The 16,169-nt window shown below is 56.5% G+C and carries 14 protein-coding genes and 6 tRNA genes; all 20 read left to right on the plus strand.

From position 1 onward, the window contains the following. Window positions 1–195 precede the first annotated feature (195 nt). The 20 genes from ACFPPD_RS22430 to hisH all read left to right on the plus strand — a co-directional run bounded on the left by ACFPPD_RS22430 (window position 196) and on the right by hisH (window position 16,138). Window positions 196–272 (plus strand) — tRNA-Met (locus ACFPPD_RS22430). 19 nt (window positions 273–291) lie between these two features. After that, a tRNA-Val gene (locus ACFPPD_RS22435) sits at window positions 292–367 on the plus strand. Between the two features lie 9 nt (window positions 368–376). Then, window positions 377–453 (plus strand) — tRNA-Asp (locus tag ACFPPD_RS22440). A gap of 20 nt (window positions 454–473) precedes the next feature. Further along, a tRNA-Phe gene (locus ACFPPD_RS22445) sits at window positions 474–549 on the plus strand. 38 nt (window positions 550–587) lie between these two features. After that, window positions 588–671, plus strand: a tRNA-Tyr gene (locus ACFPPD_RS22450). A 5-nt stretch (window positions 672–676) separates the two neighbouring features. Then, window positions 677–752: transfer RNA gene (locus ACFPPD_RS22455), tRNA-Lys, on the plus strand. A gap of 91 nt (window positions 753–843) precedes the next feature. Then, window positions 844–1,791: an MraY family glycosyltransferase gene (locus ACFPPD_RS22460; protein WP_209745625.1), complete on the plus strand. Its 948-nt coding sequence runs from the start codon at window positions 844–846 to the stop codon at window positions 1,789–1,791. A gap of 94 nt (window positions 1,792–1,885) precedes the next feature. Next, complete coding sequence (locus tag ACFPPD_RS22465) at window positions 1,886–2,980, plus strand: PucR family transcriptional regulator (protein ID WP_209745626.1); 1,095 nt, start codon at window positions 1,886–1,888, stop codon at window positions 2,978–2,980. 90 nt (window positions 2,981–3,070) lie between these two features. Beyond that, window positions 3,071–4,192 (plus strand): ABC transporter ATP-binding protein, encoded by a 1,122-nt coding sequence (locus tag ACFPPD_RS22470; RefSeq protein WP_209745628.1) that lies wholly within the window; start codon window positions 3,071–3,073, stop codon window positions 4,190–4,192. A gap of 343 nt (window positions 4,193–4,535) precedes the next feature. Beyond that, window positions 4,536–5,468, plus strand: coding sequence for an HPr(Ser) kinase/phosphatase (gene hprK, locus ACFPPD_RS22475; RefSeq protein WP_209745630.1), 933 nt, complete (start codon window positions 4,536–4,538; stop codon window positions 5,466–5,468). 24 nt (window positions 5,469–5,492) lie between these two features. Then, complete coding sequence (lgt, locus tag ACFPPD_RS22480) at window positions 5,493–6,503, plus strand: prolipoprotein diacylglyceryl transferase (RefSeq protein WP_209745632.1); 1,011 nt, start codon at window positions 5,493–5,495, stop codon at window positions 6,501–6,503. After that, the gene (gene ppaX, locus ACFPPD_RS22485; protein WP_209745634.1) at window positions 6,463–7,134 is read left to right on the plus strand and encodes a pyrophosphatase PpaX; all 672 of its coding nucleotides are present in this window, start codon (window positions 6,463–6,465) and stop codon (window positions 7,132–7,134) included. Before lgt ends, ppaX begins: the two co-directional genes overlap by 41 nt. After that, window positions 7,131–7,604, plus strand: coding sequence for an acyltransferase (locus ACFPPD_RS22490; protein ID WP_209745636.1), 474 nt, complete (start codon window positions 7,131–7,133; stop codon window positions 7,602–7,604). Before ppaX ends, ACFPPD_RS22490 begins: the two co-directional genes overlap by 4 nt. A gap of 97 nt (window positions 7,605–7,701) precedes the next feature. Next, on the plus strand, window positions 7,702–9,591 hold the full coding sequence (locus ACFPPD_RS22495) for an LTA synthase family protein (protein WP_209745638.1): 1,890 nt from the start codon (window positions 7,702–7,704) through the stop codon (window positions 9,589–9,591). Window positions 9,592–9,630: 39 nt separating this feature from the next. Next, window positions 9,631–11,511 carry an FAD-dependent oxidoreductase gene (locus ACFPPD_RS22500; RefSeq protein WP_209745641.1) on the plus strand — a complete coding sequence of 627 codons (1,881 nt, stop codon included), beginning with the start codon at window positions 9,631–9,633 and terminating at the stop codon, window positions 11,509–11,511. 206 nt (window positions 11,512–11,717) lie between these two features. Continuing rightward, complete coding sequence (locus tag ACFPPD_RS22505) at window positions 11,718–12,938, plus strand: ATP phosphoribosyltransferase regulatory subunit (protein ID WP_209745644.1); 1,221 nt, start codon at window positions 11,718–11,720, stop codon at window positions 12,936–12,938. Then, window positions 12,935–13,573 (plus strand): ATP phosphoribosyltransferase, encoded by a 639-nt coding sequence (gene hisG / locus ACFPPD_RS22510; protein ID WP_209745647.1) that lies wholly within the window; start codon window positions 12,935–12,937, stop codon window positions 13,571–13,573. Before ACFPPD_RS22505 ends, hisG begins: the two co-directional genes overlap by 4 nt. Before the next feature lie 55 nt (window positions 13,574–13,628). Continuing rightward, on the plus strand, window positions 13,629–14,918 hold the full coding sequence (hisD, locus tag ACFPPD_RS22515) for a histidinol dehydrogenase (RefSeq protein ID WP_209745650.1): 1,290 nt from the start codon (window positions 13,629–13,631) through the stop codon (window positions 14,916–14,918). Then, window positions 14,915–15,520 (plus strand): imidazoleglycerol-phosphate dehydratase HisB, encoded by a 606-nt coding sequence (gene hisB, locus ACFPPD_RS22520; protein ID WP_209745653.1) that lies wholly within the window; start codon window positions 14,915–14,917, stop codon window positions 15,518–15,520. Before hisD ends, hisB begins: the two co-directional genes overlap by 4 nt. Beyond that, complete coding sequence (gene hisH / locus ACFPPD_RS22525) at window positions 15,521–16,138, plus strand: imidazole glycerol phosphate synthase subunit HisH (protein WP_209745656.1); 618 nt, start codon at window positions 15,521–15,523, stop codon at window positions 16,136–16,138. Window positions 16,139–16,169: the final 31 nt, after the last annotated feature.

Below are 16,169 nucleotides of genomic sequence, written 5' to 3' on the forward strand. Positions count from 1 at the left end.
TAGGCTCGGGGTGGAAGCGCAGCAATGCGTGGAGCTGACGGGTACTAATCGGTCGAGGGCTTATCCTACAACAGTTTCACGAGTTAGACGCCGGTACTTCTAATCATGTTAGCGCAACACGCAAGTGTTGTCGCGACCATCACGCTTTGTTTCGCATCCAGTTTTCAAGGCGCAAGCCTTGGTCTTGTTTAATGTGGCGGTGTAGCTCAGCTGGCTAGAGCATTCGGTTCATACCCGGAGGGTCGGGGGTTCGAGTCCCTTCGCCGCTACCAGATTTTCTTACCATCCCATGGAGGCTTAGCTCAGCTGGGAGAGCATCTGCCTTACAAGCAGAGGGTCGGGGGTTCGATCCCCTCAGCCTCCACCATAATAATGCGGAGCCGTGGTGTAGTGGCCTAACATGCCTGCCTGTCACGCAGGAGACCGCGGGTTCGAATCCCGTCGGCTCCGCCATTATTTTATTCAAGTTTTACGGCTCGATAGCTCAGCTGGTAGAGCAGAGGACTGAAAATCCTCGTGTCGGCGGTTCGATTCCGTCTCGAGCCACCATTTTCGTATTCCGGTTAACCAGACCGGGCTCATATTGTGGAGGATTAGCGAAGTGGCCAAACGCGGGAGACTGTAAATCTCTTCCTCACGGTTCGGTGGTTCGAATCCATCATCCTCCACCAGTTTCGAGCCATTAGCTCAGTTGGTAGAGCACCTGACTTTTAATCAGGGTGTCGAAGGTTCGAGTCCTTCATGGCTCACCATTATCCAACAACCGAAACAGACGCTTTCGCGTCTGTTTTTTTGTCGTTTCTGGGCATGTTAAGAGTAAATCGCTTTCGCGGAGGACGTCCGATGGTTTACTTATACGCGCTCGTTTTCTCCTTTACGGTCGTCATCCTGCTTGTTCCGCTCGTACGGAGCATCGCCCTTCGCATCGGATTCGTCGATCGTCCGACGAAGCGCAAGATTCACGACGCGCCGATTCCGCTATCGGGAGGCGTGGCGATATTCGCGGGCGTTATCGCGACGTCGTTCGTCTTCATGGGGCATCCCGCGTTATTCCGCACTCTTCTTATCGGAGGTTCGTCGCTCGTTCTCGTCGGTCTCGTCGATGACGGCTACAAGTCGCGCGGGCTCGATTTTCCGGTGTGGCCGAGGCTTATCGCGTATATTGCCGTGTCGCTCGTTCCCGTATGGCAAGGCATCGGCATTCAAGGCGTCTCTTCTCCGTCTTCCTCCGCGATGATTTTGTTTTCCCCCGTCGTATCCGCCGCCGTGACCCTGATCTGGGTATTCGCTCTGATTAACATGCTTAATTTCATCGACGGCATCGACGGACTCGCTTCGGGCGTTACCGCGATCTCTTCGATGACGCTGTTCGCGGCGTCCCTGATTTTTAACCATAACCAGACCGCCTTAGTGGCGGTGGCGCTCGCGGGCTCGTGCTTGGCTTTCTTGGCTTACAACTTTCATCCCGCCCGTATTTTCATGGGGGATGCCGGGGCGACGTTTCTAGGGTTTACGCTGGCGGTTACGGCGATCGACGGTACCTTGAAAGGAGCGACGCTGCTTTCGTTATCCGTTCCTTTATTAGCGCTCGGGGTACCCATTCTGGATACGGCCATCGTGTTCTCCCGCAGATTGTTTGAAGGAAAAGGCTTGCATCGGGCCGACAACCTGCATACGCACCATAGCTTGATGAAATGGGGACTGACCCAGGTTCAGACGGTGTCTTTCCTCTACCTGATCGCGGCGGTGTTCTCGCTCTTGTCCATCGTCGTCTTGCTCGTGCTCCGTTGAAGCCGTGAAGCCGTTCGCCAGAAGTCCCTTAGGCGCGTCAGTTGTGGTACAATGACGCATATATCGCCATTATATAGCGGACAGGGGCTTCCGAATGAACAAAACGAAGCTGCAGCAACTGAGTGAATTGTTGAACGCTCCCGTATCGCTCAAGACGATGACGGGGGCGGAGTGGGAGAGCGAGGGCGGAAGGAAACATCCGGAGACGGGCGACGCGACCCAGACCGAAAAGACGTGCTTGATGGTCGTGCGGGTGAACGGGGCGGAATTGCAGTGTTTGTCCATCTCCGCGACGTTGACTCCGCTGGAGAGGCAACTGCTCGGATGGGCGGTGCAGCAAGGCGGAGTCAAGCCGACCGCAGGAGCCGGATCAGACTTGGAAAGGCAAGCGCGAAGGCTGGGCGAGTGGATTCAGCAATCGGTCACGGCCGGAGAGTGGAGAGCCGAACTTCCCGACAGGATGGAACTGCGCAACCGGATGTTCGACGGCATGGTGCCTTTTCTCCTCCTGTGCGAGCAGGTCGAAGACAAAGAACCGGCTTACGTCGAGCTCGAGAAGACGGTACGTACGTTTCTGACGGACGATACGCTGCTCATTCCGCTCAGGGAGCACGAGTGGCTCATTCTTAGCAGCGACCGGGTATTGACCGAAGCGGATGCCGATAATGACGAAGTGCTCGGTCACGAAGAGACGAAGGAAATTATATCGACGTTGGCGGAAGGCCTCCATCAGCTCTTGACGGGAGAATGGGGCGGGGAATGCCATGTCGCGGTCGGAGAACCGATCGTTCCTGCGGAAAGCGTCGTTCGCATCGTCGGCACCCTTCGGGAGACGATTTTCCTAGGGCGGAAATTTCATCTCGGCATGCAGATCCATCTTCCATGGCTCGTTCATCTGGAGAGATTGCTGAGCGGCATTCCCGAGCAAGTCAGATCCCGGTTCGTCGAAGAAATGATGGGGCGGCCGGATTTATTTACCGACTCGGAAACGGTTTCCACGTTGGACGCTTTCTTCTCGATGGACTGCAACGTTAGCGAAACGGCGAAGAAGCTGTATATTCACCGCAACACCCTTTTATACCGTTTAGACAAAATCAAGCACGAGGCCGGCTTGGACGTTCGTTCCTTTAACGACGCGGTTTTGGTGCGAATTTTATTGCTATTGTACAAAGTCACGAAAAGGAAATGAATTTTTTGTATGCTTTGTGCATAGTCATTTGACCGGGGCGTGGGTTAAGATAATCCTGTACCTTCAAACGAAGTTTAGGGGGAAATGTACATGGCAGGCGTTCGTTTAGAAAAAGTGTATAAAAAATATGCAGGTACCGACAAAGCATCGGTAACCGACTTTAACCTCGACATTCAAGACAAAGAATTCCTCGTACTCGTTGGACCATCCGGTTGCGGTAAATCGACGACGTTGCGTATGATCGCCGGCCTCGAAGAAATTTCCGAAGGCAAGCTGTACATCGGCGACCGCGTCGTGAACGACGTCGCTCCGAAAGACCGCGATATCGCGATGGTATTCCAATCGTACGCTTTGTATCCACATATGAACGTGTACCAAAACATGGCTTTCGGTTTGAAATTGCGTAAATTCCGCAAGGACGAAATCGATCGTCGCGTTCGCGAAGCGGCTCGCACGCTCGAAATCGAGCACTTGCTGGATCGCAAACCTAAAGCTCTTTCCGGCGGTCAACGCCAACGCGTCGCCCTGGGCCGCGCAATCGTTCGCGAACCGCAAGTGTTCTTGATGGACGAACCGCTTTCCAACTTGGATGCTAAACTGCGTACGCAAATGCGCGCTAACATCTCCAAATTGATGAAGCGCCTCGAAACGACTTGCATCTACGTAACGCATGACCAAACGGAAGCCATGACAATGGGCGACCGCATCGTCGTTATGAAAGACGGTTTCATTCAACAAGCCGCTACGCCGGACGTTCTTTACAACCACCCGGTTAACCTGTTCGTTGCCGGCTTCATCGGCGCTCCTGCGATGAACTTCATCACGGGCCAACTCGTTGAAGAAGGCGGATCCGTACGTTTCCGCGCTACGGGCTTCAACGTCGAAATCCCTGAAGGCAAAGCCAAAGCGCTTCGCGCTAAAGGCTACATCGGCCGCGAGATCATCTTGGGCATTCGTCCTGAAGATCTCCACGAAGAGCCGGTGTTCATCGAAGCTTCCCCGAACAGCGTCGTGAACGCGACGATCGAGGTTTCCGAGAACCTGGGTCACGAAATGTTCCTCTACCTGAACGGCCTGGGCAAAGAGAACGTTATCGCTCGCGTAGATGGTCGCTCCGGTCTTCGCGAGAGCCAAAACGTGAAATTGGCGATCGACATGAACAAAATCCATGTTTTCGACAAAGACACGGAATTGAACATTTTCGAAAACTAATCTTTACGATAAGAAACCGTTCGGCCGATGGCCGGGCGGTTTTTTGCATCCCGCCTCCAGTGGAATAGAATTATTTGCAGGATGGCGCGGCTCGGATTGATTTGTCCCGATATTTTCGATACGATGATAGGATAAGAAATTAGTTAAAGTGAGTGTTCAAAAAGTTCGGTTTTCAGCACCGAGAAGGTTGGATGAAGCTAGGGAATGAGGATCGGAGCGTAGGCAAACCTACGTGAGAACCGGAAGTCCCGGCTGCATTCAAGATTCGACGTCGAGTCCGCTTCCTGAAATCCTTCGTGATCAAAATCGGACTTTTTGAACTTCCACTAAAAGGAGCTGTACGATGGCTAAAAAAGTGAGAGTATCTGAGCTCGTGCAGCAATTTCATCTCGAGATCGTCGCGGGCGACGATGGCTTGAAGCGCACGATCGTCACGGACGACCTGAACAGACCGGGCCTCGAGATGGCCGGATATTTCAATTACTATCCTTCGGATCGGCTGCAAATTCTCGGCCGCACGGAGCTTGCGTTCCTCGAGACGCTTACGTCCGAGGAACGGCGCGACCGCATGGAAAGGCTGTGCCACGAAGAGACGCCGTGCATTATCTTGACGCGCGGGCTGGAGACGCCCGCGGAACTGATCGAGATCGCGAACGAGCGTCATTTTCCGGTGCTTAGAAGCTCCGTCGCGACGACGATTCTGCTCTCCCGGATCACGAACTTCCTCGAGAAGAAGCTCGCGCCTACGGCGACGATCCATGGCGTTCTCGTCGACGTCTACGGCGTCGGCATGCTCATTACCGGAGGAAGCGGCATCGGCAAAAGCGAGACGGCGCTGGAACTCGTTAAGCGCGGACACCGGCTCATCGCGGACGACGCGGTCGAGATTCGCCAGACGTCCGACAACCACCTGTACGGGACGGCGCCCGACTTGATCCGGCATCTGCTCGAGATTCGCGGTCTGGGCATCCTGAACGTCATGACGCTATTCGGCGCGGGCGCAGTGCGCAATTCGACGAGCATCAGCCTCGTCGTGAAGCTCGAGAACTGGCAGCAGGACAAGCAATACGACCGCCTCGGTCTGGACGAAGAGAAGACGAAGATCATCGAGACGGAAGTTCCGCTGTTGACCGTCCCGGTACGCCCCGGACGCAACTTGGCGGTAATTCTCGAAGTGGCCGCGATGAATTACAGGCTGAAGAACATGGGCTACAATGCTGCCCTGCAATTCACGAACAAGCTGACGGAAGCCATCTCCGAAGACGACTACGAATAGATCATTATCCATTGGAGGACGACCATGTTTACGATGCTTTTGGATCCTGTCGCGATTTCGATAGGGCCGTTAACGGTGCATTGGTACGGCATCATCTTAGGACTTGGCGCATTGTCCGGCTTGCTGATCGCGATTCAAGAGGGCAAACGGTTCGGCATCAACGCGGATTTCTTCCTCGATCTCCTGCTCTTCGGAGTGCCATCGGCGATCATCGCGGCCAGGCTATATTACGTCGCCTTCAAATGGGGTTACTATAAGGATCATCTAAACGAATTGTTCGAAGTGTGGAACGGCGGCATCGCCATCTACGGGGCATTGATCGGCGCTTTCATATGCGGATACATCTATATCCGGAGAAAAGGCTACAGCTTCCTGAGGGTCGCCGATATTTGCGCGCCTTCTCTGCTGATCGGACAAATGATCGGACGCTGGGGTAATTTCGTTAACCAAGAAGCCTACGGCGGCGAGGTCGAAAGATCGTTCTTGAGCGACAAGCTTCATATTCCATCGTTCATCATAGACCAAATGAACGTCGAAGGGATCTATCATCATCCGACGTTCCTATACGAGTCGCTGTGGAGCTTGGTCGGATTGGCCGTTCTGTTCATACTCCGCCGTCGGGATTTCCTGCGGGCCGGGGAGCAATTGTTCGCTTATTTCATCTGGTATTCGATCGGCCGTTTCTTCATCGAGGCGTTGCGTACGGATAGCTTGCTGTTCAAAGGGCCGGCGTGGCTGGAATCGTTCTTGAACGCCCTATGGAGCCCGATGAATTCCGTATTCGATTTAGGTTACATGAATCCGGACGAAGGCAACATCCGCGTATCGCAGCTTCTGGCGTTGATCCTCGTCGTTTTCTGCGTCGCGGCCATCATCGTCCGCCGCACGATGGGCTTCGCCAAGGAGAGATACAAGGATCCGCTCGTGAACTTCAAGACGGGTTCGACGGCGGCGCCTTCCGCAATCCCGCAAGACGAAACGGAGACGACAAGCCATGCCGACAAACAAGAGGAACATCACGACCGTCCTGTTTGATCTTGACGGAACGATCATCGATACGAACGAGCTGATCATACAGTCGTTCTTCTATGCTTTGAAGGGCATCGTGCCCGAGTCGTTCGGGCGCGAGCACATCATACCGAGCATGGGGCAGCCTCTCACGGACCAACTGCAGCAATTCTCCGGACAGGAGGACGTGGCGACGCTGACGCAATCATACCGGGAATACAACCATCTGAAGCACGACGAGATGGTCGCGTTATTTCCGGGCGTGGCGGATGCCGTCGCCCGTCTTCACTCGGCGGGACTGAAGCTCGGTATCGTTACGACGAAGATGCGTTCGACGACGCTTCGCGCGCTCGAGCTGCTCGGACTGCTGAAGTACATGGATACGATCGTGACGTTAGACGACGTGACCCACGCGAAACCTCATCCCGAGCCGGTCGCGAAGGCTATCGAAGCACTCGAGGCGGTTCCCGGGCAGACGCTCATGGTAGGCGACAGCTCGGTCGACATCAAGTCGGCCATCGCGGCCGGCGCGATACCGGTCGGCGTGGCATGGTCGCTCAAGGGAGCGGACAACTTATACGAAGCCGGGGCGGAGCACATGCTTTACGGGATGGAAGACCTTCCGGCCTTGTGCGGAATCGAGGGCGTCGATCGTTGAGAAACGTGGAGCGGTATCCGGTAGAAGGACCGAACGCGCTGTGGCAATTGTACCGAACGGTGTCGAGGTTCAAAGCGGTACGTAATTTCGTGTTCATTCAAATCTCGAGATATTGCCCCAGCTTGCCGGTGAAAAATTGGATTTACAGACGCGTTCTCGGCATGCGGGTCGGACGCCATACGGCGTTCGCGCTCATGGTCATGGTCGACGTCTTCTTCCCCGAACGGATCATCGTCGGGGACAACTCGATCATCGGGTACAACACGACGATGCTGACGCACGAATACTTGATCAAAGAATATCGGCTAGGGGACATTCGCATCGGATCGAACGTCATGATCGGCGCGAACGTCACGATTCTGCCCGGGGTAACGATCGGCGACGGCGCCGTCGTCGCCGCGGGTTCCGTCGTGCATAAGGACGTGGCTCCGGGAGCGAGAGTCGGAGGAAATCCTTTAAAGGATCTGTGAAATAGAGTATAGTTAATTGCGTTAACGTTGCGTTTATGGAGAGTTTATTTGGCGTTAACAAAATAAGCTTTAGGGCTATACCAAAGGAGCAGGACCGATGCAATCGACTTCCGTCCCGAAAGGGCAGAGGGGCTTACTTTTCATATCGATGTTCGCGCTGTTATTGTTGAAGATGGTGCTATTTAGGAGTTTCATCTATGACAATGTCAAATTGGAAGGCATGCGTTCCGACGTCGTCGCCGTGCTGGCCGTCGTATGCTTGTTCGAAATCGTCACGTCCGCGAGATGGAAAGCTCTCGTGTTCGGCATAGTGAACTTCGCAATCTCGCTCATGCTTTTCGCTTCGACCGTTTATTTCAATTATTACAGCACCGTGCCGATCTATACGGCGCTCAACGGAGCCGGCCAAGTCGGTCAAGTCGGGGACAGCGTTCGAGCCTCCATCGAGGGAACGAACTATTTGTTGTTTATCGACCTGCCTATCCTTCTATTATTCTTCTTATATAAGAGATACAAGAACGGCAAGTTCCCCGCTAGCGCGCAGATCGCGAAGCGCTGGCAAGTCGCGATCGTGCTGACGGTAAGCGTCGTGCTTTCCGGATTCTACATCAAGACGGACAAGGATATCGCCAACGAGCTCGTCCTTTCCGAGAATCTCGGCTTCCTGAACTATCAGATCACCGCGGCGATCAAGGTGAACGAAGGCGCGGGAGCGGTCGACAAGGAAACGATCGTGTCCAATGTTGAGCAGCTTCAGCAGGAGCAAGCGGGCTTAGACAAACCGAAGGAAGATCCCACGACTCTTCCGACGTCCATGTTCGGCGTGGCCAAAGGGAAGAACGTCATCGTCGTGCAGCTCGAAGCGTTCCAGAACTTCGCCGTCCAATTGAAGGTGAACGGTCAAGAAGTCACGCCGGTTCTGAACGGATTGGCGTCCAGCGATTTCTACTTCCCGCATTTTTTCCAACAAATCGGCCAAGGAAATACTGCGGACGCGGAATTCATGTCCAATACGTCCATCTATCCGACGGGCGTCGAGGCGATGTCCGCGGGTTACGGGGACCGCGTCATCCCGAGCACGCCGAGGCTGCTAGGCAAACAAGGCTACGTCTCCAATACGTTCCACGTGAACGACGTGACCTTCTGGAACAGGAACCAAATGTACCCGGCGCTCGGGTTTACCAAATATTACGACAAGCCAAGCTTCACCAACGATAACTTCAACGGATTCGGCGCTTCGGACGTCGAACTGTACCGGGTCGGCATCGAGAAGCTCAAAGCGTTGAAGGACGCGAACCAACCGTTCTACGCGCAATTCGTGACGGCTTCGAGTCATCATCCGTTCAAAATACCGAAAAACCTGCGTAAGCTGGATCTGCCCAAGTCGATCGAAGGCACGCAGCTCGGCGATTATTTGACGGCGCTCAATTACACGGATTACGCGATCGGGCAACTTATTCAAAGCCTAAAAGACAACGGCATGTGGGACAATACCGTTCTGGTGCTCTACGGAGACCACTTCGGACTGCAACCGAAAGACAACGACCCGGATTGGGTCAGCGAAGAACTCGGCATTAAATACGAAGAGCGGGTCAGCCGCTTCAACGTACCGTTCTTCGTCCACGTGCCGGGGCAACAAGGAAGCGTGCGCGAAGTCGTGGGCGGACAAGTCGACATCATGCCGACGATCGCCAACTTGCTCGGCGTGTCGCTGAAGGACGAAGGGTATACGGTATTCGGAAACGATCTGTTTAACGTGGAACATAATACGATCGGCATGCGTTATTATATGCCGACGGGCTCTTTTATCAACGACGACATTCTGTTCTTGCCCGGCAAAGGCTTCGAAGACGGCAAGGCAACCGATCTGAAAACGCTGCAGCCGGTAGCGGACTTCAGCAAGTACCGCAAAGATTATGATTACGTTCTCGGGCTGGAGAAGCTGTCGGACCAATACGTCCGCTCATTGCCGAGAGCGACGAACTAATTCGATTCATTCATTCGCGTTTAATGAGGGGTGTCCTTCTTGTTGGTTAGGTCTCGCGCTGTAACCGCATGGATTAACGCCATGCTTGTGTGCTCGCTGTTGTTATTCATTCCACAGACGAACGCGAAGGCGGCGAAGACGCTTCACACGTATACTGTCGCTAATACCGCCGTCATTAAACCGAGCTACGACGTCATCGTGGCGGGCACCGACCCGGAAGGCATCATGGCGGCCGTATCGGCGGCCCGCAACCAATTGAAAGTATTGCTAGTCGAGAATAGGCCGCGGAACGTGATGGGCGGGCTCATGACGCTCGGCTGGCTGAATTCGCTCGATCTGAACAAATCGCCGAAGGTGAGCAAGGAATTCCCTTCGCCGTATTTGAACAAAGGCCTGTTCCAGGAATGGTATTACCTGATCGGCGGCACTTCGTTCGACGTCAGGAGGGCGGCTAACGCCTTCGCCAAGATGGTCAAGGACGAGAAGAACATCGACGTCCTGATGAACGCGCGGTCGATGAATCCGCTCATGGAAGGCAACAAAGTCGCCGGCATGCAAATCGTCGACGGAAGCGGCAAGGCGTATACGGTTCGGGCGGGAGCCGTCATCGACGCGACGCAGGATGGAGACGTGATGGCTGCGGCGGGAGCGCCGTTCACGATGGACAGGGAAGACATCGGGGATCCGGCCTCGAAGATCGCCGTCACGCTCGTGTTCAAGCTTAGTGGCGTCAACGACAAAGCTTGGAAGACGCTACGGCAGCACAAAGGCGCAGGCTCTGACGCCATGTCGATCTGGGGTTACGGAGACGCGAAGGAATACGTCTCGTCCGATCAGACCCGCGTCAAGATCAGAAGCTTGAATATCGGACGGCAAGAAGACGGCACGTTACTCATCAATACGATGCAGATATACGGCATCGATCCGCTCGATCCCGCGTCGCTAAGCGAAGGAATGAAGATCGGCCAGAAGGAAGCGCCGTTAATCGTTAACTACCTGAAGAAGAAATACAAAGAGTTCGCTACGCTGTCCTACGCGGGGACCGCGCCGGAGCTCTACGTCAGGGAATCCCGGCATATGAAGGGCGAATATCGACTGACGATGGCCGATCTGATGAACAACCGCGACTTCTGGGACGCGATCGCGTACGGCTCCTACGAGGTCGATATCCAAAGCTTTACCCACGCGTACTCGGGCGCGGTCGTCATGAAGCCGAAGCAATACGGCGTTCCGTTCCGGACGCTCGTTCCGCAGCAAGTCGACGGTTTGCTCGTCGTTGGCAGGGCGGCAAGCTTCGATACGCTTCCGCACGGCAGCGCGCGCGTCATGCCGCTCGGCATGGCGACGGGACAAGCGGCGGGCGCTGCCGTAAAGCTGGCGAAGGAATACAAGATGAGTTTTCGCGATCTAACGAAATCGAAGAGCGGAATCGCCGAGCTTCGCAAGCGCTTAACCAAACAGGGCATGGACTTGAGAATGGTGAAGTTCGCCGCTCCGGAATACTCGAAGCACAAGTATTACCCGGGACTTCTGGCGACCGCCAGCCTCGCTGCGGCGGTCGGCGGTTACTCGAACGATGCTTGGGACTTGGACGGCCCGTCCAACCCGAAAAGATTTTACAATACGGCGGCGGCTTTCCATCGGATGTTCCCGGAGGCATTTCCGAATAAAATGACGATGAATGCGGACGACTTTTCGAAAGACGTTCCATTATCGTTAAAACAAGCTGCTAACATTATTGCCTTAAGCGCGGGCATCGAAACAGAACCGGAGGCGGCTATCGAAGTCATGACGAATCGATCGATCGTCTCCAAGGATTTCATTAAGGGAATCAAGAATCCCGCGAAGCTCACGAACGGCGAAGCCTTTATGATCGTTCGGGGAGCGATCAAGTCCATCGCGGGCGTCGAATACAAATAAACCCGTCTTGCGCTACGATGGGATTCCCGGCACTTCTTCGGAGGTGCCGGGATTCTTTGTAATTGACGATCAAAGGGCAACATGGTAGTATACCCGTAAACCTTTATTTTGGCAGCATGGTAACTTGGTAGTACTTTAACGTGATGAAGCAAATTAAACGAATCATACATAAAATGAATCGACGCATAGAAACGGGGTTACGGACGATGACGAAACCGAAAGTATTCGAGAAACCGACCGGCGTGAAGGATTATTTACCGCACGCGGTTTCCAAGCTGCGCCGCATCGAGAGAGACGTTCTCGCGTGCATGCGCCGCTGGGGCTACGAACAAATCATGACGCCGACGATCGAATATTACGACACGGTCGGGGTGGCGAGCGCCACATCGGACCAGAAGTTGTTTAAGCTGCTGAACCAACGGGGCACGACGATCGTTCTTCGTTCGGATATGACGGCCCCGATCGCGCGCGTCGTCGGCTCCCTGCTGAAGGATGAGCGGTTCCCGATCCGGCTCAGCTACCACGGCAACGTGTTCCGGGCGTTCGAGGAAGAAGGGGGACGCGAAGCGGAATTTTACCAGACGGGCGTCGAGCTCGTCGGCGACGCTTCTCCGGAAGCGGACGCGGAGGTGATCGCGCTGGCGATCGCCTCGCTGCAGGCGGCAGGCGTTCCGTCTTTCAAGATCGCGATGGGCCATGTCGGCTTCCTGAACGGGTTGTTCAGTGAGACGCTTCCGGGACTGGAGAGCGAGCAAGAGGCTTTGAAAGCTTGTTTGCTCCAACGCGACCACGTCGGCTACCGCGACGAGATCCGGAAGCTGTCCGTCGATGCCGCCCGGCAACGGGAGCTGGAAAATATTTTGCGGCTTCGCGGGGGCAAGGACGTGTGCGCGCAAGCGTTGGAGCTTAGCGCGAACGAAGGCGCGAGGGCGGCCATCGGGCATCTCTGCGAAGTGTGGGACGCGCTGGAAGCCTACGGCTTGCAGGAGCACGTGCTGATCGACCTGACGATGATCGGAGACTTCTCTTACTATACGGGAATGACGTTCGAGGGCTACGCCTCGCAGCTCGGTTTCCCGGTCGTCAGCGGCGGCCGTTACGACAACCTGCTCGCGCAATTCGGCCGTCCGGCGGCGGCGACGGGGTTCGCGTTGAAGACGACGCGCATACTGGAAGTCGTCGGGGACGCGGCGGAGGAAGAAACGCGAGTATTGATCGTGTACGACGAATCGGAACGGAAAGCGGCTTTCGCCGATGCGCGGCACCGGCGTTCGCAAGGGCAATCCGTCGTGACGGAGTCGTTCTCGGCGGCTAACGTAGAGGGATTAAAGGCTAGTCGCGAATTCAAGGATGGCACTTTCTCTTATAAAGGCAAGAACTATCACGGACTGGTATGCATCGGCAAGGAAGCGGAGGGATGGGTATGACGGACAATGGCGTATTGAAGGTCGCGATGCCCAAGGGGCGTATCTACAAGCAGGCGAGCAAGCTGTTCCGCCAAGCGGGGCTGCCGATTCCCGAAGACTTCGACGATTCGCGCAAGCTCATTATCCCGGTCCCCGAAGCGAACATGGAGTTCATCATGGCGAAACCCGTGGACGTTCCGACGTACGTCGAGTACGGCGTCGCCGATATCGGCATCGTCGGCAAGGACGTGTTGATGGAAGAGAACAAGGACGTCTACGAATTGCTCGACCTTGGCATCGCGAAGTGCCGGATGTCGGTCATCGGTTTGCCGGACTGGAAGCCGGTCATCCATCCCCGGGTGGCGACGAAGTATCCGCGCGTCGCGTCCCAATACTTCCGGGAACTGGGACAGCAGGTCGAAGTCATCAAGCTGAACGGCTCGATCGAGCTGGCTCCGCTCATCGGACTCGCGGACCGGATCGTGGACATGGTGGAAACGGGGAAAACGTTGGAGGAGAACGGACTCGTGGAGCGGGAGACGCTGTTCCAAGTGACGAGCCGGCTTATCGCCAACCGCGTGAGCTACCGGATGAAGAACGTCTCGATTCAATCGCTGTGCGACAGGCTGAACGCGGCGATCGCGAGCAAAGTTTAAGGCGGCGAAGAGTTAAGGGCATTAACATAGATAAATAAGGCGAGGAGGGGTACGCATGTATAGAGGTAAAGCGAGCGGCTTCAAGCTGGAGCGGGAGAACGAATACGGCTCGCCGGAGCAGAACGCGGCGGTGGAGCGGATCGTGGCTGCCGTCCGCGACGAAGGGGACTCGGCGCTGCTCCGGTTCACGGCCGACTTCGACAAGGTCGCATTGACGCCGGACCGCTTGCGCGTGACGCAAGAGGAGATTCAAGGGGCTTACGCGAAAGTGGAGCCGATCTTCTTGGACGCGCTTCGCCGGGCGGCGGCGAATATTACGGCGTTCCACGAGAAGCAGAAACGAGGCACGTGGGTCGACGTTCAACCGGACGGCACGATGCTCGGCATGGTCATGCGGCCGCTGAAGCGGGTCGGCTTGTACGTTCCCGGAGGCAAGGCGGCTTATCCATCGTCGGTGCTGATGAACGTGCTTCCGGCGAAGGTCGCCGGCGTGCCGGAGATCGTCATGGTGACGCCGCCGTCGACCGGCGGGAAGGAAGGCATCGATCCGTACATCTTAGTGGCGGCCGCGGAAGCGGGCGTGACGGAGATGTACCGGGTCGGGGGAGCGCAGGCGGTAGCCGCGCTCGCTTACGGGACGGCGAGCATTCCCGCCGTCGATAAAATTTGCGGGCCCGGCAACATCTACGTGGCGTTGGCGAAACGCGCCGTGTTCGGCGCGGTCGACATCGACAGCATCGCGGGCCCGAGCGAAATCGCCGTGCTGGCGGACGACGGCGCGGATCCGCGGTATATCGCCGCGGATATGCTGTCGCAGGCGGAGCACGACGAGATGGCGTCGGCGGTGCTCGTGACGACGTCGCAGGCGCTTGCCGACGCGGTAGCGGCGGAGTTGGAGCGACAGGTGGCGACGCTGCCGCGCGAGACGATCGCGCGCAGCTCGCTGGAGCAGCACGGCGCGATCCTGGTCGTGGACAGCCTGGACGAAGGGCTGGACGTCATTAACAAGCTGGCTCCGGAGCATCTCGAGGTCATGACGGAGGATCCGATGGAGCTGCTCGGCCGCATCGAGACGGCGGGCGCGATTTTCCTCGGCCCGTACAGCTCCGAGCCGGTCGGCGATTACTTCGCCGGACCGAACCACATTCTGCCGACGAACGGGACCGCGAGGTTCTCGTCCCCGCTGAACGTGGACGACTTCTTGAAGAAATCCAGCTTGATCCGATACAGCAAGAACGCTTTGTTCAGAGACGCCGCGGGAATCGCGACGCTCGCCCGCCACGAGGGGCTGGAAGGCCACGCCCGCGCGGTGGAAATCCGATTGGAAGGCAGGGAAACCCAATGACCGAACAGACGAAAGCAGGCCGCAGCTCGGCCGTATCCCGCAAGACGAACGAGACGGACATTCAACTCGCGCTCGGGGTGGACGGCTCCGGCGAGGTGTCCATCGAGACGGACGTTCCGTTCCTGAACCACATGCTCGACCTGTTCGCGAAGCACGGACAGTTCGACCTGAAAGTCGAAGCCCGAGGAGACGTGGACATCGACGATCACCACACGGTCGAAGACATCGGCATCTGCCTCGGCCAAGCGCTCCGCGAAGCGCTCGGAGACAAAGCGGGCATCAAGCGTTACGCCAGCGTGTTCGTGCCGATGGACGAGGCGCTCGCGCAAGTCGTCATCGACATCAGCAACCGGCCCCACTTCGAGCTTCACGCGGACTTCCCGTCGGCGACGGTCGGCAGCTTCTCCGTCGAGCTCGTTCACGAGTTCCTGTGGAAGCTGGCGCTCGAAGCGCGTATTACGCTGCACGTCATCGTCCACTACGGACGCAATACGCACCACATGGTGGAGGCGGTGTTCAAGGCGCTCGGACGCGCCCTTGACGAAGCCACCTCGATCGATCCACGCGTGAAGGGCGTGCCTTCCACCAAAGGGGTGTTGTAAGTGATCGCGATCATCGACTACGGCATGGGGAACCTGCATAGCGTCAGTAAGGCCGTAGAGCGACTCGGGCGTGAAGCCGTCGTCACATCCGATCCGGCGCTGATTCTGACGGCGGACGGAGCGATCCTTCCCGGCGTCGGCGCTTTCGGAGACGCGATGGCGAACTTGCGCGACACGGGACTGATCGACGTCGTGAAGGCTTATGCCGTAACGGGCAAGCCGCTGCTCGGCATTTGCTTGGGCATGCAGCTTCTCTTCACGGAGAGCGAGGAGCACGGCATTCATCAAGGCTTGGATCTGCTGCCGGGTCGCGTCGTCCGGTTCCAAGGGGACTACAAAGTCCCTCACATGGGCTGGAACGAGCTGGCGTTCAAGCAAGAGAGCCCGTTGTTCGACGGCGTACGGCCGGGGCACGTCTACTTCGTGCATTCTTACCACGCGCTGCCGGAGAACGAATCGGATCTGCTTGCGGTGACGGACTATCATCAACCGGTAACGGCGATCGTCGGCAGAGGCTCGCTGTACGGCATGCAATTTCACCCGGAGAAAAGCGGCGAGCTCGGCATGGCGCTGCTTCGTAAATTCGCGGATCTGACCGTGCGTAATCCGCAAGCTTAAAAAATATAATGAGGGTTCAAAATCCGGCTGA

The sequence above is a fragment of the Cohnella suwonensis genome, assembly GCF_042655365.1.
Taxonomy (GTDB): domain Bacteria; phylum Bacillota; class Bacilli; order Paenibacillales; family Paenibacillaceae; genus Cohnella; species Cohnella suwonensis.

Excerpts from the sequence above, each read along its gene's own strand:
- ACFPPD_RS22460 (WP_209745625.1), top strand. The coding sequence starts at position 844 with ATGGTTTACTTATACGCGCTCGTTTTCTCCTTTACGGTCGTCATCCTG.
- ACFPPD_RS22465 (WP_209745626.1), top strand. The coding sequence starts at position 1,886 with ATGAACAAAACGAAGCTGCAGCAACTGAGTGAATTGTTGAACGCTCCC.
- ACFPPD_RS22470 (WP_209745628.1), top strand. The coding sequence starts at position 3,071 with ATGGCAGGCGTTCGTTTAGAAAAAGTGTATAAAAAATATGCAGGTACC.
- hprK (WP_209745630.1), top strand. The coding sequence starts at position 4,536 with ATGGCTAAAAAAGTGAGAGTATCTGAGCTCGTGCAGCAATTTCATCTC.
- lgt (WP_209745632.1), top strand. The coding sequence starts at position 5,493 with ATGTTTACGATGCTTTTGGATCCTGTCGCGATTTCGATAGGGCCGTTA.
- ppaX (WP_209745634.1), top strand. The coding sequence starts at position 6,463 with ATGCCGACAAACAAGAGGAACATCACGACCGTCCTGTTTGATCTTGAC.
- ACFPPD_RS22495 (WP_209745638.1), top strand. The coding sequence starts at position 7,702 with ATGCAATCGACTTCCGTCCCGAAAGGGCAGAGGGGCTTACTTTTCATA.
- ACFPPD_RS22505 (WP_209745644.1), top strand. The coding sequence starts at position 11,718 with ATGACGAAACCGAAAGTATTCGAGAAACCGACCGGCGTGAAGGATTAT.
- hisG (WP_209745647.1), top strand. The coding sequence starts at position 12,935 with ATGACGGACAATGGCGTATTGAAGGTCGCGATGCCCAAGGGGCGTATC.
- hisD (WP_209745650.1), top strand. The coding sequence starts at position 13,629 with ATGTATAGAGGTAAAGCGAGCGGCTTCAAGCTGGAGCGGGAGAACGAA.
- hisB (WP_209745653.1), top strand. The coding sequence starts at position 14,915 with ATGACCGAACAGACGAAAGCAGGCCGCAGCTCGGCCGTATCCCGCAAG.